Here is a 19,844-nt window from a genome sequence, read left to right as displayed (position 1 = left end):
GCTTGGGAAGGAGGAGAGGAAGATGGCGGAGGGTTCTGCACGCAGGCCGATAAGAAGAACGCACCCAAAACCAGTCCCCAAAACCCTCGCTTCATAGGCCCCACTATACCGCCCGCCCATCCGGAACGCCTTAAGCCTCCCCTAAGGTTTCCACCACCCGCGCCGCCAACTTCTCCAGGAAGCCAAAGAACATGGGCCCGTAGTGGGCGAGCTCGTCCCCGTCCGTGGCCGCAACGGGGAAGTCCCACCCCCGCTCCCGCGCCAGGGCCCGGGCCTTCTCTAGGGGGTTCCTACCCCACGGCTTGGGCTCGTAGAGGAAGAGGTCAGGCTTGCGCCGGGCCACCTCCTCCAGGTCGGGGGCGAAGTAGGCCTGGGGAACGTCCAGGAAGATGGGCTCCAGGCCCAGGTGCAAAAGGGCTTGGGCGATGTAGCTTCCCCGCCCCACGGTGATGGGCCCGCCCAGGTCCATCTCAAAGTAAACCCTTAGGCGAAACCGCCCCTTGAGGGCGGCGTAGCGGACCGAAAGCTCGTGGGCCAAGGCCACCGCCTTTTCCTCCAGGTCCAAGAGGTGGCCCAAGGTGGAAAGGTTCTCCAGGATGCCGTAAGGGCTTGTGGGCAGAGGCACGGCGTAGACGGGAAAGCCCGCTTCCTTAAGCTTGACTGCCTGCTCCCGCTGCACCCCGGTGGAGAGGAGGACCAGGTCGGGCTCTAGGCTCCTCAGAAGCTCCAGCCGGGTCTTGGTGTAGGAGGCCACCACGGGCAGGGAAAGGACCTGGGCCGGGCGGTGGCAGAAGGCGCTCCGGCCCACGAGCCTCTCCCCCACCCCCAGGGCGAAGAGGGCGTCCGTGAGGTTGGGGGCCAGGCTCACGATGCGCGCAAAGCGGTCGGGTAGCTCCAGTGGCCCTAAGAGCTCGTGGAAAAGCCTCATCGCCTAAGGTCCAAGGAGCGGGCGTGGCCCTCGAGGCCCTCCGCCCGAGCGAGCACCGCCCCCTTGGCGGAAAGCTCCCTCACCGCCTTCTCCCCTAGCCCTATCACGGGGATCACCTTGAGGAAGTCCCGCACGCTAAGCCCCCCCTGGAAGCGTGCGGTGCCGGAGGTGGGCATCACGTGGCTCGGCCCGGCGATGTAGTCCCCCAGGGCCTCGGGGCTTCCCTCCCCCAGGAAGACCCCGCCGGCGTTTTGCACCTTGCCGAGCCAAGGAAGGGGGTCGGCCAGGGCCAGGCAGAGGTGCTCGGGGGCGTAAAGGTTGGCGAGCTCAAAAGCCTCCTCCAGGTCCCGGGTGAGGACGAGCCCCCCCCGCTCCAGGGCCCTTCGGGCGGTCTCCGCCCGGGGAAGGTCGGAAAGTTGCCGGTAAAGCTCCGCCTCCACCCGCTCCAAAAGGGCCTGCTCCGGGGAAAGAAGCCAGGGCTCGGAATCGGGGCCATGCTCCGCCTGGGCCAGGAGGTCGGCGGCGAGGAGCCGGGGAGAGGCGGAGCCGTCCGCCACGATCATGGTCTCCGTGGGGCCGGCGAGGCCATCCAGGCCCACCACCCCGTAGACCAGGCGCTTGGCCGCCACCACGTAGGCGTTCCCCGGCCCCACGATCTTGTCCACCCGGGGTATGCGCCCCGTGCCGTAGGCCAAGGCGCCGATGGCCTGGGCCCCGCCCATGGCGAAAAGCCGGTCCGCCCCCGCCACCCAGGCGGCGGCCAGCACCCCGGGATGGACCTTGGGGGGGCTCGCCACGATCACCTCCGCCACCCCCGCCACCTTGGCGGGCACCACGGCCATGAGGAGGCTGGAAAGAAGCGGGGCGCTCCCCCCGGGAACGTAGACCCCCACCCGGGAAAGGGGCCGCACCAGCTGGCCCAAAACCCCCGCCTCCTCCGCCCGCAAAAACCCTCCCCGGGCCTCCTCGCGGTAGAAGGCCTCTATGCGCTCCCTTGGCGGGTCTCCAAGGCGTCCCTTAAGCTCGGCGTCCAGGTCGTCGTAAGCCTCGCGCCAGGCCTTCTTGGGGGATCTCCTCCACGGGGTGGCCGTCCAGGTCCAGGCTCAAGCGGTCCAAGGCGGCGTCCCCCTCCTCCCGGACCGCTCGGAGGATGCCCCGGACGATCTCCTCCACCGTGGGGTCAAAGGAAAGCCCCCGGCAGGCGAAGCGCTCCCGTACCTCCTCGGCGCGGTAGATCATGGCTCCACTATACCCAGCGGCGGCGCCTTTTCGCCTCCTCCACCCCCTCCAGCACCGCCTCAAACACGTGGTCCCCCACCTGCTGGGCCAGGCGCACGGGTAGCCCCTCTTCCAGCTGCACCAGGCTTAGGCCCGGGCGCAGGCGGAAGTGCTGGCGAAGCCGCCCTTCCGCCTCGAGGTCCGAAAGCCGCTCCACGTAGACCCGCCCCCCTGGCATGGGAAAGCGGGCCACCTCCCCCGGCACCAGGAACAGCCGGGGAAGGTAGAGGACCAGGGAAAGGGGGTCGTGGTAGGGGACCAGGTAGGGCAGAGCCACGCTTTCCTTGCCCTGGCTCACCAGGACCACCCCTTCCTCCTCCAGGCGCTCCACGGTGAAGACCCTGGCCTCCCGCCCCTCCACTCGCTCGGCGAAGTAGCGGGAAAAGCCCTCGGGGTCGGTTTCCGTCTGCCAGCGAAGGCGGGTTTTGGGTAGGGGAAGGGTTAGCTCGGCGGTCAAAACAGCCCGCACCCCTTCCTCCCCCGGGCGCACCTCCAGCCGCCCTTCCCCCGCGGGCTCCCCGGCGAAGAAGTAGCGGTAGCGAAAGAGGGCTGGGCGCTCGGTCATGACCTTAGCGTACCTTGATGGTGAGGGGTGGGCCCGGGACCTCCAGAAGGTAGTCCACGGGGTCGCGTCCCGGCACCCGGATGCGCAGGCGGTAGACGCCTTTTTGGTCAAACTCCACCCGCCCCGGGGCCACCAACAGGAGCTGCCCCGGGGCGAGGCGGGAACCAGGGGGGGCCTCCAGGAGGAAGACCTCCGCCTTTTCCGTGGCGGGTTCCGTGCGAAACTCCATCACGTAAGCCCTTTCCGCCCCCCCACGGGGACGGAAGAGGAGAACCCCCGCCAACGCCACCAGCAGAAGCAGGGCAAGGAGCAAAAACCCTCGCCGGGAAGAGGGCTTTGGCGGCTCCACCACGGGGAAGGGGGGCTCTTCCCGCTCCTCTATGCGGATCACCTTGGGGCGGCTCGCCGGGGGCTCTTGCCCGCTTTCCGCTCCGTTCGCCTTTGGCACCGCCTCTTCCCCGGCCTTCTCCCCTTCCGGCTCCACGGGGAGGCGCTTGCGCCCCTGGGGGTCGGGCTCGTGCGGCGGCTCTGGGGACGGGGAGGGCCCAGGCTCCTGGAGAAGGGCGCCCAACCCCACCTCCTTCCGCCTTAGCCGCTCCAGGGTTTCCCGCAAGGGAAACTCGGCATAGCGCTCCCCCAAAAGCGCCTGGGCCAGGGCCACCAAAGCCTCTTCCGGCGCTCCCGCCAACGCCTCCATCCCCGCTCCGCCGAGCCAGATGCGCTTGCCCTTGACCAAGAAGAGCTCCGGGGGCGGGGCCAGGGAAACCCCTTTTTCCTCCAGGGCGAGGAGAAGCCGCGCCACCTCCTTGAGCCAGTGGGCGGCCCGCTCCGGGTCCGCCACCCCCAGGTACTGGGAAAGGGGCACCGCCCCCAGGGGCCACTCCAAGACCCACACCTCCGGAAGGACCTCTAGAACCGGCAAAAGCCCCTCCCCCACCACGGGGTTTCCCTTGGCTCCTTGGATGACCATCACCGGCATGCCGGTGCGGGTGTCCTGTCCCTCGTAAACGGTAAGGGCACCAATACGGGCGAGAATACGCCTCAGCCAATACGCGCCCAAAACCTCCATCCCCCCAAGTATACGCACCCTCCCGTGAGGAGGCTTATAATCTGCCAAAGAAGGACGGGCCTTTGGCCGGAAAGGAGCGGGGATGGAGTTCAAGATCACGCTGACCACGGAGGAGATCGTTCGGGGCTTGAAGCACTACCGCCGCATCGCCAAGCAGGACGTCCTCCGGGCGCCGGAAACGCCCAACCCGGAGGTCTTCCGCCGCCACGCCGAGGCGCGCCGCGAGGTTTACGCCAAGCTGGCGGAGGTGGCGGAGGCCGAGGGGCCGGAGGCGGTGGTCCAGTACGCCCTGGAGCTCTACAAGTCCCTGCCCTTCGTCACCGGCACCCCGGAGGACGCCTATCCCGAGATCAAGGGCCAGGAGAACGCCCTGGAAAACTTCTTCCTCATGATCGGCCTGGACCCCAAGATCCGGCGCGAGGCGCGCAAGGCCCGTAAGTCCCTGCAATGACCCTGGAACTCCTCCGGGCCCAAGCCCAGGCCTGCACCGCCTGCCGGCTGGCGGAGGGCCGCACCCAGGTGGTCTTCGGCGAGGGCAACCCCGACGCCCAGCTCATGATCGTGGGGGAAGGCCCCGGGGAAGAGGAGGACAGGACGGGCCGTCCCTTCGTGGGCAAGGCGGGGCAGCTTCTAAACCGCATCCTCGAGGCCGCCGGCATCCGCCGGGAGGAGATCTACATCACCAACATCGTCAAGTGCCGCCCCCCGGGCAACCGCGCCCCCCTGCCGGACGAGGCCAAGATCTGCACGGACAAGTGGCTCTTAAAGCAGATTGAGCTCATCGCCCCCCAGATCATCGTCCCCTTGGGGGCGGTGGCGGCGGAGTTCTTCTTGGGGGAAAAGGTTTCCATCACCAAGGTGCGGGGCCAGTGGTACGCGTGGCACGGCATCAAGGTCTTCCCCATGTTCCACCCCGCCTACCTCCTCAGGAACCCAAGCCGCGCCCCGGGGAGCCCCAAGCACCTCACCTGGCTGGACATCCAGGAGGTGAAGCGGGCCCTGGACGCCCTCCCCCCCAAGGAGCGCCGGCAGATCAAGGCGGTGAGCCAGGAGCCCCTGCTATAGAATGTTCCCCGCCTCCGAGCCCGGCGAGACCCCCTGGGCCTTCCGGGCCGGGCCTTAGGGCCCCGGGGTGGTGGGGGCAACCCCGCCGCCTGCCGCGGTGGCAAAGGAGGTGGTACATGGCCTTTTTGCTATGGCTCCTTTTTGGTTTGGCGGGCGCCTTGGCCCAGAGCGTGCGGGTGGTGGCGGCAAGCGATCTCACCTACGCCCTGCCTGAGATCGCCCGGGTCTTTGAAGCCCAACACCCCGGCACCAAGGTTCTCCTCTCCTTTGGCTCTTCGGGCAAGCTGTACACCCAGCTCACCCCAGGGCCTCGAGGCGGACCTCTTCTTCTCCGCGGAAAGCCTTTACCCCAAGCTCCTGGAGGAAAGGGGCCTGGCGGAGCCCGGCACCCGCCGCATATACGCCCTGGGCCGTCTCGCCCTCTGGCTAGACCGGAAACTCGGCCTAGACCCCAAGCCCGAGGCCTTGAAAGACCCAAGGGTGACCCAGCTCGCCCTGGCCAACCCCGTCCATGCACCCTATGGCCGGGCGGCCCTCACCCTTTTGGAACGCTACGGCCTCCTGCGGCGAAAGGATCTCACCCTACCCGGAACCGACAAGCCCTTCCGAGCCCTTTCCTGGGCGGAGATCCCTTGGGAACGCCTCACCCAGGGGGTGGAGGCCTACTGGGACACCGCTCCCCTCGCCCGGGGTAAGCCCCGCTTCCAGTTCGTCTACGGGGAAAACATCGCCCACGCCGCCCAGCTCGCCACCTCCGCCACCGGGGCGGGGATTTTGGCCCTCCCCCTGGTGCTCCACGAAAGCCTCGCCCAAAGCGGGGTCTACTGGGTGGCCCCCTGGGGGAGCCACCTGGCCCTGGAGCAAAGCTACGTGGTCCTCAAGGGGCGGGCCAGGCCCGAGGTCCTGGCCTTCCACCGCTTCGTGGCAAGCCCGGAGGGAAGGGCCATCCTGAAGCGGTACGGCTTCCTGCTTCCCGGAGAGTAATGCCCGAGCCCGAGTTCTTCCTAGCCCTTCGCCTTTCCCTCCTGGTGGCCTCCTTGAGCGCGGTGCTTCTGCTCCTTTTGGGAACCCCTCTTGCCTGGGCCCTCGCCTTCCGGGACTTCCCGGGAAAGGCGCTTCTGGAGGCGGTCTTCCTCCTTCCCCTCGTCCTTCCCCCCACGGTCCTCGGCTTTTACCTCCTCCTCTTCCTGGGCCCCGAGGGGCCTTGGACCAAGCTCATTGGGGTCTCCTGGGCCTTCCGCCTGGAAGGGCTTCTTTTCGCCAGCGTCCTCTTCAGCCTGCCCTTCGCCCTCACCGCCTACCGGGAAGCCTTCTTAAGCCTGGACCGGGACCTCCTGGAGGTGGCCCGCACCCTGGGGGTGCCCCGGCGCAAGGCCTACGCCCGGGTGGTCTTTCCCCTGGTCTGGCCCGGCCTCCTATCCGGCACCCTCTTGGCCTTCGCCCACACCCTGGGGGAGTTCGGGGTGGTGCTCATGGTGGGGGGTTCCATCCCCGGGAAAACCCAGATGGTGAGCATCTACCTCTACGACCTGGTCCAGGCCCTGCGCTTCGCCGAGGCGGCCAAGGCCTCCTCCTTCCTCCTCCTCCTTAGCCTCCTCATCCTGGTTTCGGTACGCCTTTTGGAAGGGAGGTGGCGGGCGTGGAGGTCCACTACCGGGTGAGGCGACCCATCCGCCTCGAGGCCCGCTTCCGGGTTCAAGGCTTCACCCTGCTCCTCGGGGAAAGCGGCGTCGGCAAGACCACCCTCCTTAAGGCCCTGGCGGGCCTCCTCCCCGCGGAGGGCACGCCCTACGGGGGCCTTCCCCCGGAAAAGCGGCCCATCGGCTACCTGCCCCAGGACCTGGCCCTCTTCCCCCACATGACCGCCTGGGAAAACGTGGCCTTTCCCCTTCACGGGAAGGACGCCAAGGCCAAGGCCCTGGCCCTCCTGGAGCGGGTGGGGCTTCTGGACCACGCCCACAAGCGCCCTAGGGCCCTATCCGGGGGGCAGAAGCAGCGGGTGGCCCTGGCCCGGGCCCTGGCCCGAAGCCCGGAAGTCCTCCTCTTGGACGAGCCCACCAGCGCCCTGGACCCCCTCACCAAGGACCAGGTGCTGGCGGAACTCATCGCCCTCATCCGCCAAGAGGGCCTCCCCGCCCTGGCGGTGAGCCACGACCCGGCCTTGGCGGGGATGGCGGACTGGCTGGTGGTGCTGGGGCGGGGGCGGGTGCTCCAGGAAGGCCCCCCGGATGAGGTGATGGCCGCCCCCGGAAGCGTGGAGGTGGCGCGGCTTCTCGGCTACCAAAACCTCTTCCCCGCCCGGGTGGTGGAAGGGGGGGTGGTGGTGGAGGGGGTCTTCCTGCGGCTTCCCCTCCCCCCCTGGGCCAGGCCGGGAAGGAGGGCTTGGCTTGGGGTGCGGGCGGAGGAAGTGATCGTGGTGCGGGAGGACCGCCCCCTCCCGCGGAAAACGTGCTGGAGGGCGTCCTAGAAAGCCTGCACCCCCAGGGCCTGACCTACCGGGGGCGCTTCCTCGGGCCCATTCCCCTGGTACTCCTCCTGCCCCGGCACGTGCAGGAAAGGCTCCGCCTGAAGCCGGGCCAAGCCATCCGGGTGGCCTTGAAGCCCCGCTACCTGCACCTGATGCCGGGCGAGGCGGAGGAGGTCCGGGAGGGCTAAGCCGAACTTGTTGAGAAGCCCCTTGAGGTAGAAGCGGGCCCGGTGCCGGGGCGCCCCCAAGGCCTGGGCCAAGGCCCCCACCTCGGGGGGCACCCCTTGGCCCAAGGCCCAAAGGGCCGCCCTTTCCCCCGGCAAAAGCCCAAGGCCCACTCGCCCCCTAAGCCCCTCGGCCAGGGTCTCGGGCCGATCCTGCCGGGTGAGGAAGGCATAGCGCTTCGGGTCGTAGGCCCGAAGGCCGAAGGGCGTGGGCCAGAGGAGAACCTCCCCCTGGGCCACGTGGTCCAAGTCCGCCAAGGCCAATCCTTCTCCCTCCTTCCAAGCAACCCGCCAACCGGCTTTGCGAAGCGCCTCCGCCACCAAGGCGTAAAGCGCCAGGTTTTGCGTGAACACCACCGCTTGCATGCACCCTCCTTTCCACCCGAGGTCCGAAACGCCCTTTGCCGGACTAGACCTGGGGGAAAGGAGGGGCCCGCGGGCTCTGGACCTGGGGAAGGGGGGCGGGGTGGCCTGGGGCCGCCACAGGACGCACCCGGCCCAGCGCCAGGGGCTGGGGCGAGGCAGGGGCCTCCACCACCGGGCCGCCCGGGGCCACCTGAAGGCCGCACAGGGGGGAGTGCTCCACCTCCACCTTTTCCCCGGGGCTTTGGCAGAGGTCAAGGCGAAGCCCCGGGTTTTGCACCTGCATGAGGTAAAGCTGCAGGGCCACCCCGGTGGAGGCGGTGAGGGCAAGGAGGACGTAGAGGAAGACGAGAACTCCCCTCCCCTTCCCGGTCATGAGAAGAGGATAGCACCCAAGGCCCCTACGCCGTAAAGTGGAAGGGTATGGCCGTCCGGGGCACCAAGGACCTTTTCGGCAAGGAGCTTAGGCTCCACCAACACATCGTCGCCACCGCCCGGCGGGTCCTCGAGGCGGCGGGGGCCTTAGAGCTCATCACCCCCGTCCTGGAGGAAACCCAGGTTTTTGAAAAGGGGGTGGGGGCCGCCACGGACATCGTGCGCAAGGAGATGTTCACCTTCCAGGACCGGGGAGGGCGCTCCCTCACCCTGCGCCCCGAGGGCACCGCCGCCATGGTGCGGGCCTATCTGGAGCACGGGATGAAGGTCTGGCCCCAACCCGTGCGGCTTTGGATGGCGGGCCCCATGTTCCGGGCGGAAAGGCCCCAGAAGGGGCGCTACCGCCAGTTCCACCAGGTGAACTACGAGGCGCTGGGCTCGGAAAGCCCCATCTTGGACGCCGAGGCCATCGTGCTCCTCTACGAAAGCCTCAAGGAGTTGGGCCTAAGGCGCCTCTCCGTGAAGCTTTCCTCCGTGGGGGACCCGGAGGACCGGGCCCGCTACAACGCTTACCTGCGGGAGGTTCTGGCCCCCCACCGGGAGGCCCTCTCCGAGGACTCCAAGGAGCGCCTGGAACTCAACCCCATGCGCATCCTGGACTCCAAGAGCGAAAAGGACCAGGCCCTTTTGCGGGAGCTCCAGGTGAAGCCCATGCTGGACTTCCTGGGGGAAGCCGCCAGGGCCCACCTCCAAGCGGTGGAGCGCCACCTAAGCCGGCTTGGCGTGCCCTACGAGCTGGAGCCCGCCCTGGTGCGGGGCCTGGACTACTACGTGCGCACCGCCTTTGAGGTGCACCACGCGGAGATCGGGGCCCAGTCCGCCCTGGGGGGCGGGGGCCGGTACGACGGCCTTTCCGAGCTGCTGGGGGGGCCGAAGGTGCCGGGGGTGGGCTTCGCCTTCGGCGTGGAGCGGGTGGCCTTGGCCCTCGAGGCCGAGGGCTATGGCCTTCCCGAGGAAAGGGGCCCTGAACTCTACCTCATCCCCCTCACGGAGGAGGCGGTGGCGGAAGCCTTCTACCTGGCGGAGCGCCTGAGGCCCAGGCTTAAGGTGGAGTACGCCCTAACCCCCAAAAAGCCGGGCAAGGGCGTGGAGGAGGCCTTGAAGCGGGGCGCCCTCTTTGCGGGCTTCCTGGGCGAGGACGAGCTAAGGGCGGAAGAGGTGACCCTGAAGCGCCTCGCCACCGGGGAGCAGGTGCGGCTTCTCCAGGCGGAAGCCCTGGGCTTCCTCCTCGCCGCCTTGGCATGAGAACTTGGTAAGCTTGGGGGGATTATGCGCCGCACCCACTACGCCGGAAGCCTTAGGGAAGAGCACGCGGGGCAGGAGGTGGTCCTGGAGGGCTGGGTGAACCGCCGCCGGGACCTGGGGGGCCTCATCTTTTTGGACCTCCGGGACCGGGAGGGCCTGGTTCAGCTGGTGGCCCACCCGGATAGCCCCGCCTACGCCACCGCCGAACGGGTGCGCTCGGAGTGGGTGGTGCGGGCCAAGGGCCGGGTGCGCCTCCGCCCGGAGCCCAACCCCCGCCTGCCCACGGGCAAGGTGGAGGTGGAGCTGGAAGGCCTCGAGGTCTTAGCGGAGGCCAAAACCCCGCCCTTCCCCGTGGACGCCGGCTGGCGGGGGGAGGAGGAAAGGGAAGCCTCCGAGGAGCTCCGCCTCAAGTACCGCTACTTAGACCTAAGGCGCAAGCGGATGCAGGAGAACCTGCGCCTGCGCCACCGGATCATCAAGGCCATCTGGGACTTCCTGGACCGAGAAGGCTTCATCCAGGTGGAAACCCCCTTCCTCACCAAGAGCACCCCGGAAGGGGCCCGGGACTTCCTCGTCCCCTACCGCCAGAAGCCCGGCCTCTTCTACGCCCTGCCCCAGTCCCCCCAGCTCTTCAAGCAGATGCTCATGGTGGCGGGGTTTGACCGCTACTTCCAGATCGCCCGCTGCTTCCGCGACGAGGACCTCCGGGCGGACCGCCAACCCGACTTCACCCAGCTGGACCTGGAGATGAGCTTCGTGGAAGTGGAGGACGTCCTCGCCCTAAACGAGCGCCTAATGGCCCACGTCTTCCGCGAGGCCTTGGGCGTGGAGCTCCCCCTCCCCTTCCCCCGCCTCACCTACCAGGAGGCCATGGAGCGCTACGGCTCGGACAAGCCCGACCTGCGCTTTGGCCTGGAGCTTAAGGAGGTGGGGCCCATGCTCCGGGAAAGCGCCTTCCAGGTCTTCCAGCAGGCGGAAAGCGTGAAGGCCCTCGCCGTTCCCAAGGCCCTTTCCCGAAAGGAGATCGCCGAGCTGGAGGAGCTGGCCAAGCGTCACGGGGCGGGGGGTCTCGCCTTCGCCCGGGTGGAGGAGGGAGGCTTCTCTGGGGGCGTGGCCAAGTTCCTGGAGCCCGTGCGGGAAGCCCTGCTCCAGGCCACGGGGGCCAAGCCGGGGGAAACCCTCCTCCTGGTGGCGGCAAGCCGCAAGGTGGCGGCGGAGGCCCTGGGCCAGGTGCGCTTGGCCCTGGCCGAGCTTTTGCCCTTGCCCCGGGAGGGCTTCCGCTTCCTTTGGGTGGTGGACTTCCCCCTCCTGGAATGGGACGAGGAACGGGGCGGCTGGACCTACATGCACCACCCCTTCACCAGCCCCCACCCCGAGGACCTGCCCCTTTTGGACACGGAGCCGGGCCGGGTGAGGGCCCTGGCCTACGACCTGGTCCTGAACGGGGTGGAGGTGGGGGGCGGGTCCATCCGCATCCACGACCCCGCCCTGCAGGCCAAGATGTTCGCCCTCCTGGGCATCGGCGAGGAGGAGCAGAAGGAGAAGTTCGGGTTTTTCCTCGAGGCCCTCACCTACGGGGCCCCGCCCCACGGCGGCATCGCCTGGGGCCTGGACCGCCTCCTAGCCCTCATGACGGGAAGCCCCTCCATCCGCGAGGTCATCGCCTTCCCCAAGAACAAGGAGGGCAAAGACCCCTTGACCGGGGCCCCGAGCCCCGTGCCCGAGGAGCAGCTCCGCGAGCTCGGCCTCATGGTGATCCGCCATGACTAGGATCCCTTACGTTCTCGTGGACGCCTTCGCCCCCGCCCCGGGGGCGGGCAACCGGGTAGCCATCGTCCTGGACGCCCGGGGCATGGGCCCGGAGGAGATGCGAAGGGTGGCGAGCCGGTTCGCCGAGGCGGAAACCGCCTTCCTCACGGAAGCCCAGGGCCACGTCTTCGCCGTGCGCTTCTTCACCCCGGGGGGCGAGGTGGAGTTTTCCGGCCACGCGGCGGTGGCCTTAGGCCTGGCCCTGGTGCGCTTGGGCCTCGCCCCAGAGGGGACCGAGCGCCTCATCCTCCACACCCCCGCCGAGGCGCTCCCGGTGGAGATCGTCTACGAGGCGGGGGAGCCCAAGAAGGCCTGGGTGCGGGGGCCAAGCCCCCGCTTCCGCGACCTGCCCCCCTTCCAGGCCCTCAAGGAGGTCCTGGAGGCCTTGGGCTCCGACGAGCGTTACCTGCACCGGGGCCTGCCCTACGGGGTGGCCTACACCGGGCTATGGAGCCTCTTTGTGCCCCTGGTGGCCCCGGGGGTGGTGGACGCCTTGGAGCCGGACATGGCCCTTTTGGCCGAGGTTTCCCGCCGCCTAGAGGTGGCCACGGTCCACGCCTACGCCCCCATGGGGCCGCGGAGCTTTTACGCCCGGGACTTCGCCCCCCTTTTGGGCATCCCCGAGGACCCGGTGACGGGCTCGGCCAACGCCGCCTTGGGGGCGCTTCTGGCCCGGGCCGGGGTGGTGCCCAAGCGGGAAGGGAGGGTCTACCTTTCCATTTACCAAGGCCACCGCCTGGGGAACCCGGGGGTGGTGGAGGTGGAGGTGGCGTATAGCCCCACGGGCGTGCCCCTTGCGGTGCGCATCGGGGGGGAAGCGGCCATTGTGGCCTCGGGCGAGCTGTAGATGGTACGCCTTTGCTTCGTGGACGTGGACGGCACCCTGGTGGGGAAGGAGGGGGTGCCCGGGTGCGTCTGGCCGGCGGTGGAAGCGGCCAAGGCCAGGGGCGTGCGCCTCGCCCTCCTCACGGGGCGGCCGGGGCGGGGGGAGGCGCTTCGCCTGGCCAGGCGGCTTGACCCCGAAGGCCTTCACGTTTTTGAGTCGGGGGCGGTGGTCCTCTCCCTCACCCAAGACCCCCACGAGCCCGGGGCGCGGCCCTTTTTCGTGGCACCCCTGCCCGAGGAGGCGGCCAAGGAGGTGGTGCGCCTCGCCCGGAGGCTTTCCCTGCCCTTGGAGGGCTACACCGCCGACGGGGGTTTCTTTGTGGAAGGGGATAGTCCCCTCCTGGAGGCCCACCAAAGGCTCTTGGGCCTCGAGGCGGAAGGGGCCGACCTCCTGAGGCTACAAAGCCCCTTGGTGCGCCTGCAAGTGCTGGCGGACCCCAAAGCCCCCCTGGGCGCCCTTTTGGACGCCCTACCCCAGGAGCTTTCCGCCCACGTGGCCGAAAGCCCCAAAATGCCCGGGGTGCGCTTCGTCTCCCTCACCCAGAAAGGGGTGGGCAAGCTCTTTGGGGCCCGGCTGGTGGCGGAGGCCCACGGGCTAGACTTGAGGCAGTGCGCCATGGTGGGGGACGGAGAGAACGACCTGGAAGTGATCCAAAGCGTGGGCCTCGGCATCGCCATGGGCAACGCCCCCTTAAGCGTGAAGCGGGCGGCCAAAAAGGTGGTGGCCCCGGTGGAGGCCTGCGGGCTAGCGGAAGCCCTGGCCGCCCTCGGGTAAACTCCAGGGCGTATGCGGGTCTTCGTTGACGAGATCGCCAAGCATAGCGGCCAGGAGGTGGAGCTAAGGGGTTGGCTCTACCAGAAGCGCTCCAAGGGCAAGATCCACTTCCTGGTCCTTCGGGACGGCACCGGTTTCCTCCAGGCCACGGTGGTCAAAGGGGAGGTGCCGGAGGAGGTCTTCGCCCAGGCGGACCGCCTGCCCCAGGAAACCGCCCTGAAGGTCTACGGCCTGGTGCGGGAAGACCCCAGGGCCCCGGGGGGATATGAGCTCGCGGTGAGGGACTTGGAGGTGGTGAGCCTTCCCCAAGGGGAGTACCCCATCGGCCCCAAGGAGCACGGCATTGACTTCCTCATGGACCACCGCCACCTCTGGCTCCGCCACCGCCGCCCCTTCGCCGTGATGCGCATCCGGGACGAGCTGGAGCGGGCCATTCACGACTTTTTTGCCGAACGGGGTTTCTTGCGCTTTGATGCCCCCATCCTCACCCCAAGCGCCGTGGAGGGCACCACGGAGCTCTTTGAGGTGGAGCTTTTCGACGGGGAAAAGGCCTACCTCTCCCAGTCCGGCCAGCTCTACGCCGAAGCCGGGGCCCTGGCCTACGCCAAGGTCTACACCTTCGGTCCCACCTTTCGCGCCGAGCGCTCCAAGACGAGGCGCCACCTCTTGGAGTTCTGGATGGTGGAACCCGAGGTGGCCTTCATGACCCACGAGGAGAACATGGCCCTCCAGGAGGAGCTGGTGAGCCACCTGGTGGCCCGGGTGCTGGACCGGCGCGCCCGGGAGCTGGAGATGCTCGGTCGCAACCCCAAGGCCCTCGAGCCCGCCGCCCAAGGAAACTACCCCCGCCTCACCTATAAGGAGGCGGTGGCCCTGGTGAACCGCTTGCACCAGGAGGACCCGGAGGTGCCCCCCCTCCCCTACGGCGAGGACCTCGGCGCCCCCCACGAGGCCGCCCTAAGCCGCCAGTTTGACCGCCCCGTCTTCGTGGAGCGCTACCCCGCCCGCATCAAGGCCTTTTACATGGAACCGGATCCCGAGGACCCCGAACTCGTCCTCAACGATGACCTTCTGGCCCCCGAGGGCTACGGGGAGATCATCGGGGGAAGCCAGAGGATCCACGACCTGGAACTCCTAAGGCGGAAGATCCGGGAGTTCGGCCTTCCCGAGGAGGTTTACGGGTGGTACCTGGACCTCCGCCGCTTCGGGAGCGTGCCCCATTCGGGCTTCGGGCTCGGCCTGGAGCGCACCGTGGCCTGGATCTGCGGCCTGGCCCACGTGCGGGAAGCCATCCCCTTTCCCCGGATGTATACCCGTATGCGGCCCTAGAGGCCAGCGAGTTCCAAGAAGTAGCGGTGAATGCGCAGGTCCGGGGTGAGCTCGGGGTGGAAGGCGCTGGCAAGGATCTTTCCCTGCCGCACCAAGACGGGGAGGCCTTGGAGTTCCGCCAGCACCTCCACCCCCTCCCCCAGCCGGCGGAAGACCGGGGCGCGGATGAAGACCCCGTGGAAGGGCTCGGAAAAGCCCCGGATGAAGAGGTCCTCTTCAAAGCTCTCCACCTGGCGGCCAAAAGCGTTCCGCTCCACCGCCACGTCCAAGACACCCAGGCGGGGTTGCTCGGGGTAGCCTAGGATCTCCCGGGCAAGCCAGATGGCCCCGGCGCAGGTGCCAAAAACCGCCAGGCTCCCCTCCGCCACCCGTTGCCGCACGGCCTCCTCGAGGCCATACTCCCGGGCCAGCTTGCCGATGGTGGTGGACTCGCCCCCAGGCACGATGAGGGCTTTTAGGCCCTCTAAGTGCTCGGGCTTGCGCACCTCCTTGGCCTCCACCCCAAGCCGCCTGAGGGCCTCCTTGTGCTCGCGGAAATCGCCTTGTAGGGCCAAAACGCCAACCACGCCCCTCATCCTGGCCCTAGGCGGTGGGCCTGTCAAGCGCCGTGCGCACCAGGAAGAAGCCCAGGGCCCCGGCCACCAAGGAGGCCCCAAGGACCCCCACCTTGGCCTGGTCCAGCATCTCTTTAGAAAAGGCCAAGCCGGCGATAAAGAGGGCCATGGTGAAGCCAAAGGCCAGATCGAGCCACCCCCTACACCCGTGCCCAGAGGAGCCTGAGGCTATTCAGGGTCACCAGGAACAGGGCCCCGTTGTCGGCCAAGACGGCGGGCCAAAGCCCCGTAAGCCCCAGGAGGGTGCTCAGGAGGAAAACCCCCTTAAGGCCCACCGCCAGGGCGATGTTTTGCCGCACCACGGCCATGGTCATGCGGCTTAAGCGGAAGGCTCGAGGCAGGGCGTCCAGTCCCAACAGGCCCACATCCGCCGCCCGCAAGGCCGCCTCCGTCCCCTCCACCACCGCCAGGCCCACGGTGGCCCGGGCCAGGGCGGGGGCGTCGTTCACCCCATCCCCCACCATGGCCACCCCGCCTTCCTGGGCCAACGCCTCCACCACCCGAAGCTTGTCCAAGGGGGAAAGCCCTGCCCTAATCTCTTCAGGCTTTAGCCCTAGGGCCTTGCCCAGGGCCAAAGCCGCCTCCTCCCGATCCCCCGTGAGGAGGTGAAGCCTTAGGCCCAGGGCGCGCAGCGCCCGTAAGGCCGCCTGGGCCTCTTCCTTAGGCGTGTCTTGGAAGGCAAAAACGGCCAAGGCCCTCGTCCCTTCCACCAGGAGGGAAAGGCTATGGCCTTCTTGGGCCAGCTCCCGCACCACCTCCGCCACCTCCTTGGGGAGGGGCACCGCCTCGGGGCGCACGAGCCCCACCTCCCTCCCCTCCACCCAGGCGAAGGCACCCAAGCCGGGCTCCGTCCGGTGTCCTTCGGCCAAGGGTGCCCTCACCTCCGGCGCGGCCTCCCGCACCGCCCGGGCCAGGGGATGGCTCGACCCCTCGGCCACCGCCTTGGCCAGGGCCAAGGCCTCCTCCTCACTTATCCCAAGGGGCACCACCCGCACCAGCCGGGGCCGGCCGAGGGTTAGGGTACCCGTCTTGTCCAGGGCCAGGTGGCGCACCGAGGCCAGCCGCTCCAGGGCCGCCCCGCTTTTGAAGAGCACCCCTGCCCGGGCACCCCGGGCCACCCCGGCGGCGATGGCCGCGGGCACCGACACCACCAGGGCGCAGGGGCAGGCGATGAGGAGGAGGGCCAAGGCCTTGTAGAGGTGGCCCAGGAAATCCCCCTGAAAAAGGGGAAGCACCAAGGCCACAAAGCCCGCCAAGAGGAGGACGGCGGGGGTGTAGCGGCGGCTGAAGGCGTCCACCACCCGCTCCGCCTGGCTCTTTTTAAGCAAGGCCTCCTCGGCAAGGCGCTCCATCTCCGCCAGGAAGCCCGCCTGGGGGTGGCGCTCCAACTGGAGCACCAGGCTCCTCGGTCACCAGGCTACCCCCAGGACCCAGTCCCCCGGGCCCTTGGCTGGGGGAGAGCCTCCCCGGTGAAGGCGCTTTCCTCCACCAAGGCCTCCCCCTGGAGCACCCGGCCGTCGGCGGGTACCCGCTCCCCGGGGGGTACCCGCACCCGGTCCCCCACCCGCAGGGCCTCGAGGGGCACCTCCTCCACCCCCATCGCCCCCAGGCGGTAGACCCGCCGGGGCAAAAGCTCCCCCAGGGCGAAAAGCGCCCCCCGGGCCTGGGCCACAGCGTAGGCCTCCAACACCTCCCCCACCAGGAACAGGAAGACCACCACCGCCGCCTCCGCCTGGGCGCCGATGGCCAAAGCCCCCAGGGTGGCCACGCTCACCAGGGTCTGGATGCTAAAAGGGTTCTGCCGGAAAGAGCGGAGGGCCCGCCGGAAGAGCGGGAAGACCCCCACCAAGGCCGCCAGGGTGTAGGCCAAGGCCCCCAGCTGGGGCAGGAGCTGGGAGAACCCAAAGGCCCCCAGGAGAAGCCCACCGGAGGCCAAAGCCCAGCGCCAGGGCCCAGGTAACCCCCCTTTCTCCTTCCCTTCCGGACGGAGGCGGTACCCCAGAGCATTCTCCTCCCCTTCCGGACGGAGGCGGTACCCCAGAGCAGAAAGGGCCCGGGCGGCCTCCTCCTCCGCCTGGGGGACCTCCAGTTGGAGGTAGGCCTTGCCGCTTTGGAAGCTCACCTCCGCCTTGACCACCCCAGGGACCCGGTTCAGGGCATCTTCCACCTTCCTGGCGCAATCGGCGCAGTCCATGCCCTCCACACGAAAAACGCGCACCTTAGGAGCCTCCATGCCCCTAGGGTAGCATCATTTGAGCTAATGGTCAAGTGTTTTCTTCTGCGTGCTCCAAGGCCAGCTCCAACAGGCGGGCCACATGGGCGTCGGCCAGGCGGTAGTAGACCTGCTTCCCCTCCCGGCGGAAGGCCACCAGCCGGGCCTGGCGCAAGCGCCTGAGCTGGTGGCTCACCGCAGAAACAGAAACCCCCGCCAAAAGGGCCAGGTCGCACACGCAAAGCTCCCCCGCCGCCTTCAGGGCGAGGAGGAGGCGCATGCGGGTGGGGTCAGAAAGGGCTTTGAGGAGGAGGGTGGCCTCCTGCAAAACCTCCTCCTTGGGCAAGGCGGCGCGGGCCACCTCCACCCGCTCGGGGTGGACCTCGTAGACCCCGCAAACCGCCCGGGCCATGCCCTCACCAGCCCCGCTTGGCAAGCCGCTCCTCCTCCTTGAGCTGGTCCAGGTTGATGCCCACCATGGGCTCACCCAGGTCCTCGGAAACCTCGGCCAGCACCTCGGGATCGTTGTAATGGGTCACCGCCCGCACGATGGCCCGGGCCCGCTTCTTGGGGTCCCCGGACTTGAAGATGCCCGAACCCACGAAGACCCCGTCCATGCCCAGGTGCATCATGAGGGCGGCGTCCGCGGGGGTGGCGATGCCGCCGGCGGCGAAGTTCACCACGGGAAGCCGGCCGTGCTCGTGGACCCACTTCACAAGCTCATAGGGAGCCCCGATCTCCTTGGCGTAGGCCACGAGCTCGTCCTCCCGGAGGGACTGGACGTAGCGGATCTGCTTCCACATGGTGCGGGCGTGGCGCACCGCCTCCACCACGTTGCCCGTGCCCGCCTCCCCTTTGGTGCGGATCATGGCCGCTCCCTCAGCGATGCGCCTTAAGGCCTCCCCCAGGTCCCGGGCCCCGTTCACGAAGGGCACCTTGAACTTCCATTTGTCAATGTGGTGTTCCTCGTCCGCGGGGGTAAGGACCTCGGACTCGTCAATGAAGTCCACCCCGATGGCCTCGAGGATCATCGCCTCCACGAAGTGCCCGATGCGCACCTTGGCCATCACGGGGATGGACACCGCGGCCATGATCTCCTTGATAACCTTGGGGTCGGACATGCGGGCCACGCCCCCCTGGGCGCGGATGTCGGCGGGGACCCGCTCTAAGGCCATCACCGCCACCGCCCCCGCCTCCTCGGCGATCACCGCCTGCTCCGGGGTGGTCACGTCCATGATCACCCCGCCCTTGAACATCTCGGCGAAGCCCGTCTTGATCTGGAAGGTTCCCTTCTCCATCCCGCCCTCCATCCTCCAGCTTACCGCCTGCGGGGTCAAGCAACCTTCGCCACAAAGCCGGGGGCCCCACGCCCCCGGCTCGGAAAGCCCTGCCTTAGGGCAGGTAGCTCAAGGGGTTGCGCGCCACCCCGCCCACCCGCACCTCAAAGTGCAGGTGGGGCCCCGTGGACCAACCCGTGGAGCCCACGTAGCCGATGACCTCCCCCGCCTCCACCCACTCCCCGGGCCGCACGGCGATGCGGGACATGTGGGCGTAAAGGGTTTCCACCCCGCCCCCGTGGTCCAAGATCACGTGGAAGCCGTAGCCCACGGAACTCCAGCCCGCCACCTCCACCTGGCCGCTCTTGGCGGCCACGATGGGGGTGCCGTAGGGAGCCGCCAGGTCTATGCCCGTGTGGTAGCGCTGGAAGGCCCCCCGCTGGCCGAAGTAGGTGGTGATGCGGAAGCCCGAAAGGGGCCAGCGCATCCCCCCCTCCTGGTAGCTCACCCGGCGCACCTGGGGCCTCGCCACCTGGGCTTGTTGCCGCCGCGCCTGGGCCTGGGCCAAGGCCTGTTGCCTCCTCCTTTCCTCCGCCAGGCGCCTAAGCTCTTCCTGGCGGCGCCGCTCCGCCTCGAGGCGGGCTCGCCGCTCCGCCTCCTGCTTGGCCAGAAGGTTCTGGTAGGTGGTCTTGGCCTGGATGCCGGGCAGGAGGACCAGGTCCCCAGGCCTCAGCTCCGCCGGGTTTTCCACCCCGTTGGCCTTGGCCACCTTCACCGGGGAAAGCCCAAAGCGGCTCGCCAGGTCCACGAGGGTTTCCCCCTCGCCCAAGGTGAGCAGGAGCCCTTTGGCCCCCCTGGGCACGTAAAGCACGCTCCCCGCCACCAGGCGGTCCAGGCTCTCCAGGGAAGGGTTGGCGGAAACCAGGTCCAAAACGCTCACGCCAAAGCGGCTGGCGATGCCCGCCAAGGTGTCCCCGGGGCGGACCCGGTACGCCTCCACCCCCGGGGGCACCCTAGGGGGCCTCTCCTCCCCCGCCACCAGGGGAATGAGGAGCCTTTCTCCCACCTGGAGCCGATGGTCCTGAAGCCCGCTGGACCACAGGATGTGCCGGGGGTCCACCCCATAGCGGCTGGCGATGCCCGCCAAGGTGTCCCCAGGGCGCACCTCGTAAACCACCCACCCCTTCCGCGCCGAAGGCCCCACCTCCACCTGGGCCTCGGGGAGAGGAACGGGGCTGAGGGGCTTGAAGGAAAGGGCCAAGGCGGGAACCGCAAGAACACAGCAAGCTACCCATATTCCCCGC

At 68.7% G+C, this 19,844-nt stretch carries 17 protein-coding genes, 4 pseudogenes and 1 riboswitch; of the genes and pseudogenes, 10 read left to right on the top strand and 11 right to left on the bottom strand.

Translation table 11 applies throughout. From position 1 onward, the window contains the following. Positions 1-130: 130 nt before the first annotated feature. The 4 genes and pseudogenes from QT17_RS08375 to QT17_RS08360 all read right to left on the bottom strand — a co-directional run bounded on the left by QT17_RS08375 (position 131) and on the right by QT17_RS08360 (position 3,840). Positions 131-928 carry a helical backbone metal receptor gene (locus QT17_RS08375; RefSeq protein ID WP_039458960.1) on the bottom strand — a complete coding sequence of 266 codons (798 nt, stop codon included), beginning with the start codon at positions 926-928 and terminating at the stop codon, positions 131-133. Continuing rightward, a pseudogene (gene hisD, locus QT17_RS08370) lies at positions 925-2,167 on the bottom strand (histidinol dehydrogenase). Before hisD ends, QT17_RS08375 begins: the two are co-directional and overlap by 4 nt. 7 nt (positions 2,168-2,174) lie before the next feature. Continuing rightward, positions 2,175-2,771, bottom strand: a complete 597-nt coding sequence (locus QT17_RS08365; protein WP_039458956.1) for a hypothetical protein — start codon at positions 2,769-2,771, stop codon at positions 2,175-2,177. A gap of 4 nt (positions 2,772-2,775) precedes the next feature. Continuing rightward, positions 2,776-3,840 (bottom strand): hypothetical protein, encoded by a 1,065-nt coding sequence (locus QT17_RS08360; RefSeq protein ID WP_039458953.1) that lies wholly within the window; start codon positions 3,838-3,840, stop codon positions 2,776-2,778. Positions 3,841-3,922: 82 nt separating this feature from the next. Here QT17_RS08360 and QT17_RS08355 point away from each other — a divergent pair, with 82 nt between their 5' ends. The 5 genes and pseudogenes from QT17_RS08355 (at position 3,923) to QT17_RS08335 (ending at position 7,560) form a co-directional block, all read left to right on the top strand. After that, positions 3,923-4,291 (top strand): hypothetical protein, encoded by a 369-nt coding sequence (locus tag QT17_RS08355; RefSeq protein WP_039458950.1) that lies wholly within the window; start codon positions 3,923-3,925, stop codon positions 4,289-4,291. After that, entirely contained in the window at positions 4,288-4,905 is a 618-nt protein-coding gene (locus QT17_RS08350; protein ID WP_039458948.1) for a uracil-DNA glycosylase, read from the top strand. The genes QT17_RS08355 and QT17_RS08350 overlap by 4 nt, the downstream gene beginning before the upstream one ends. Next, positions 4,906-5,030, top strand: a riboswitch (molybdenum cofactor riboswitch). It begins immediately after the preceding gene. Beyond that, positions 5,022-5,889 (top strand): annotated as a pseudogene (gene modA, locus QT17_RS08345) (molybdate ABC transporter substrate-binding protein). Its footprint overlaps the riboswitch before it by 9 nt. Further along, positions 5,889-6,566: a molybdate ABC transporter permease subunit gene (modB, locus tag QT17_RS08340; RefSeq protein WP_039458946.1), complete on the top strand. Its 678-nt coding sequence runs from the start codon at positions 5,889-5,891 to the stop codon at positions 6,564-6,566. Before modA ends, modB begins: the two are co-directional and overlap by 1 nt. Then, positions 6,536-7,560, top strand: a pseudogene (locus QT17_RS08335) (ABC transporter ATP-binding protein). Before modB ends, QT17_RS08335 begins: the two are co-directional and overlap by 31 nt. A gap of 445 nt (positions 7,561-8,005) precedes the next feature. On the opposite strand, the gene QT17_RS08330 reads toward QT17_RS08335, so the two are convergent. Then, a complete protein-coding gene (locus QT17_RS08330; protein WP_039458943.1) occupies positions 8,006-8,335 on the bottom strand; it encodes a hypothetical protein in 330 nt (109 codons plus the stop codon). 47 nt (positions 8,336-8,382) lie between these two features. On the opposite strand from QT17_RS08330, the gene hisS reads away from it, so the two are divergent. From hisS to asnS, 5 genes are read left to right on the top strand one after another with little or no spacing between them, the layout of a single operon-like run. Continuing rightward, on the top strand, positions 8,383-9,639 hold the full coding sequence (gene hisS / locus QT17_RS08325) for a histidine--tRNA ligase (RefSeq protein ID WP_039458940.1): 1,257 nt from the start codon (positions 8,383-8,385) through the stop codon (positions 9,637-9,639). Between the two features lie 24 nt (positions 9,640-9,663). Continuing rightward, positions 9,664-11,409 (top strand): aspartate--tRNA ligase, encoded by a 1,746-nt coding sequence (aspS, locus tag QT17_RS08320; protein WP_039458937.1) that lies wholly within the window; start codon positions 9,664-9,666, stop codon positions 11,407-11,409. After that, on the top strand, positions 11,402-12,295 hold the full coding sequence (locus QT17_RS08315) for a PhzF family phenazine biosynthesis protein (RefSeq protein WP_039458935.1): 894 nt from the start codon (positions 11,402-11,404) through the stop codon (positions 12,293-12,295). The genes aspS and QT17_RS08315 overlap by 8 nt, the downstream gene beginning before the upstream one ends. Next, positions 12,296-13,108 (top strand): HAD family hydrolase, encoded by an 813-nt coding sequence (locus tag QT17_RS08310; protein ID WP_039458932.1) that lies wholly within the window; start codon positions 12,296-12,298, stop codon positions 13,106-13,108. Positions 13,109-13,120: 12 nt separating this feature from the next. Beyond that, positions 13,121-14,437, top strand: a complete 1,317-nt coding sequence (gene asnS / locus QT17_RS08305) for an asparagine--tRNA ligase (protein ID WP_039458929.1) — start codon at positions 13,121-13,123, stop codon at positions 14,435-14,437. Here asnS and pdxT read toward each other — a convergent pair. From pdxT to QT17_RS08280, 6 genes and pseudogenes are all read right to left on the bottom strand, one after another. After that, positions 14,434-15,012 (bottom strand): pyridoxal 5'-phosphate synthase glutaminase subunit PdxT, encoded by a 579-nt coding sequence (gene pdxT, locus QT17_RS08300; protein ID WP_039458926.1) that lies wholly within the window; start codon positions 15,010-15,012, stop codon positions 14,434-14,436. The genes asnS and pdxT overlap by 4 nt on opposite strands. Positions 15,013-15,019: 7 nt before the next feature. Then, positions 15,020-15,160, bottom strand: a complete 141-nt coding sequence (locus tag QT17_RS13380; protein WP_235283848.1) for a Na+/H+ antiporter NhaA — start codon at positions 15,158-15,160, stop codon at positions 15,020-15,022. Between the two features lie 31 nt (positions 15,161-15,191). Then, positions 15,192-17,284 (bottom strand): annotated as a pseudogene (locus QT17_RS08295) (heavy metal translocating P-type ATPase). 31 nt (positions 17,285-17,315) lie between these two features. Then, positions 17,316-17,699: a helix-turn-helix transcriptional regulator gene (locus QT17_RS08290; RefSeq protein WP_039458923.1), complete on the bottom strand. Its 384-nt coding sequence runs from the start codon at positions 17,697-17,699 to the stop codon at positions 17,316-17,318. Continuing rightward, positions 17,680-18,561, bottom strand: coding sequence for a pyridoxal 5'-phosphate synthase lyase subunit PdxS (gene pdxS / locus QT17_RS08285; protein ID WP_039458922.1), 882 nt, complete (start codon positions 18,559-18,561; stop codon positions 17,680-17,682). The genes QT17_RS08290 and pdxS overlap by 20 nt, the downstream gene beginning before the upstream one ends. Before the next feature lie 94 nt (positions 18,562-18,655). Then, positions 18,656-19,837: a peptidoglycan DD-metalloendopeptidase family protein gene (locus tag QT17_RS08280; protein WP_369792380.1), complete on the bottom strand. Its 1,182-nt coding sequence runs from the start codon at positions 19,835-19,837 to the stop codon at positions 18,656-18,658. Positions 19,838-19,844 lie beyond the last annotated feature (7 nt).

The organism is Thermus sp. 2.9, from assembly GCF_000794385.1.
GTDB lineage: Bacteria > Deinococcota > Deinococci > Deinococcales > Thermaceae > Thermus > Thermus thalpophilus.
The sequence above is the reverse complement of the archived record's forward strand: the minus strand, read 5'-3'. Positions and strand labels throughout refer to the sequence as shown.

Excerpts from the sequence above, each read along its gene's own strand:
- asnS (WP_039458929.1), top strand. The coding sequence starts at position 13,121 with ATGCGGGTCTTCGTTGACGAGATCGCCAAGCATAGCGGCCAGGAGGTG.
- QT17_RS08375 (WP_039458960.1), bottom strand. The coding sequence starts at position 928 with ATGAGGCTTTTCCACGAGCTCTTAGGGCCACTGGAGCTACCCGACCGC.
- QT17_RS08365 (WP_039458956.1), bottom strand. The coding sequence starts at position 2,771 with ATGACCGAGCGCCCAGCCCTCTTTCGCTACCGCTACTTCTTCGCCGGG.
- QT17_RS08330 (WP_039458943.1), bottom strand. The coding sequence starts at position 8,335 with ATGACCGGGAAGGGGAGGGGAGTTCTCGTCTTCCTCTACGTCCTCCTT.
- QT17_RS13380 (WP_235283848.1), bottom strand. The coding sequence starts at position 15,160 with ATGGCCCTCTTTATCGCCGGCTTGGCCTTTTCTAAAGAGATGCTGGAC.
- QT17_RS08310 (WP_039458932.1), top strand. The coding sequence starts at position 12,296 with ATGGTACGCCTTTGCTTCGTGGACGTGGACGGCACCCTGGTGGGGAAG.
- QT17_RS08315 (WP_039458935.1), top strand. The coding sequence starts at position 11,402 with ATGACTAGGATCCCTTACGTTCTCGTGGACGCCTTCGCCCCCGCCCCG.
- QT17_RS08355 (WP_039458950.1), top strand. The coding sequence starts at position 3,923 with ATGGAGTTCAAGATCACGCTGACCACGGAGGAGATCGTTCGGGGCTTG.
- hisS (WP_039458940.1), top strand. The coding sequence starts at position 8,383 with ATGGCCGTCCGGGGCACCAAGGACCTTTTCGGCAAGGAGCTTAGGCTC.
- aspS (WP_039458937.1), top strand. The coding sequence starts at position 9,664 with ATGCGCCGCACCCACTACGCCGGAAGCCTTAGGGAAGAGCACGCGGGG.
- QT17_RS08360 (WP_039458953.1), bottom strand. The coding sequence starts at position 3,840 with ATGGAGGTTTTGGGCGCGTATTGGCTGAGGCGTATTCTCGCCCGTATT.
- modB (WP_039458946.1), top strand. The coding sequence starts at position 5,889 with ATGCCCGAGCCCGAGTTCTTCCTAGCCCTTCGCCTTTCCCTCCTGGTG.
- pdxS (WP_039458922.1), bottom strand. The coding sequence starts at position 18,561 with ATGGAGAAGGGAACCTTCCAGATCAAGACGGGCTTCGCCGAGATGTTC.
- QT17_RS08350 (WP_039458948.1), top strand. The coding sequence starts at position 4,288 with ATGACCCTGGAACTCCTCCGGGCCCAAGCCCAGGCCTGCACCGCCTGC.
- pdxT (WP_039458926.1), bottom strand. The coding sequence starts at position 15,012 with ATGAGGGGCGTGGTTGGCGTTTTGGCCCTACAAGGCGATTTCCGCGAG.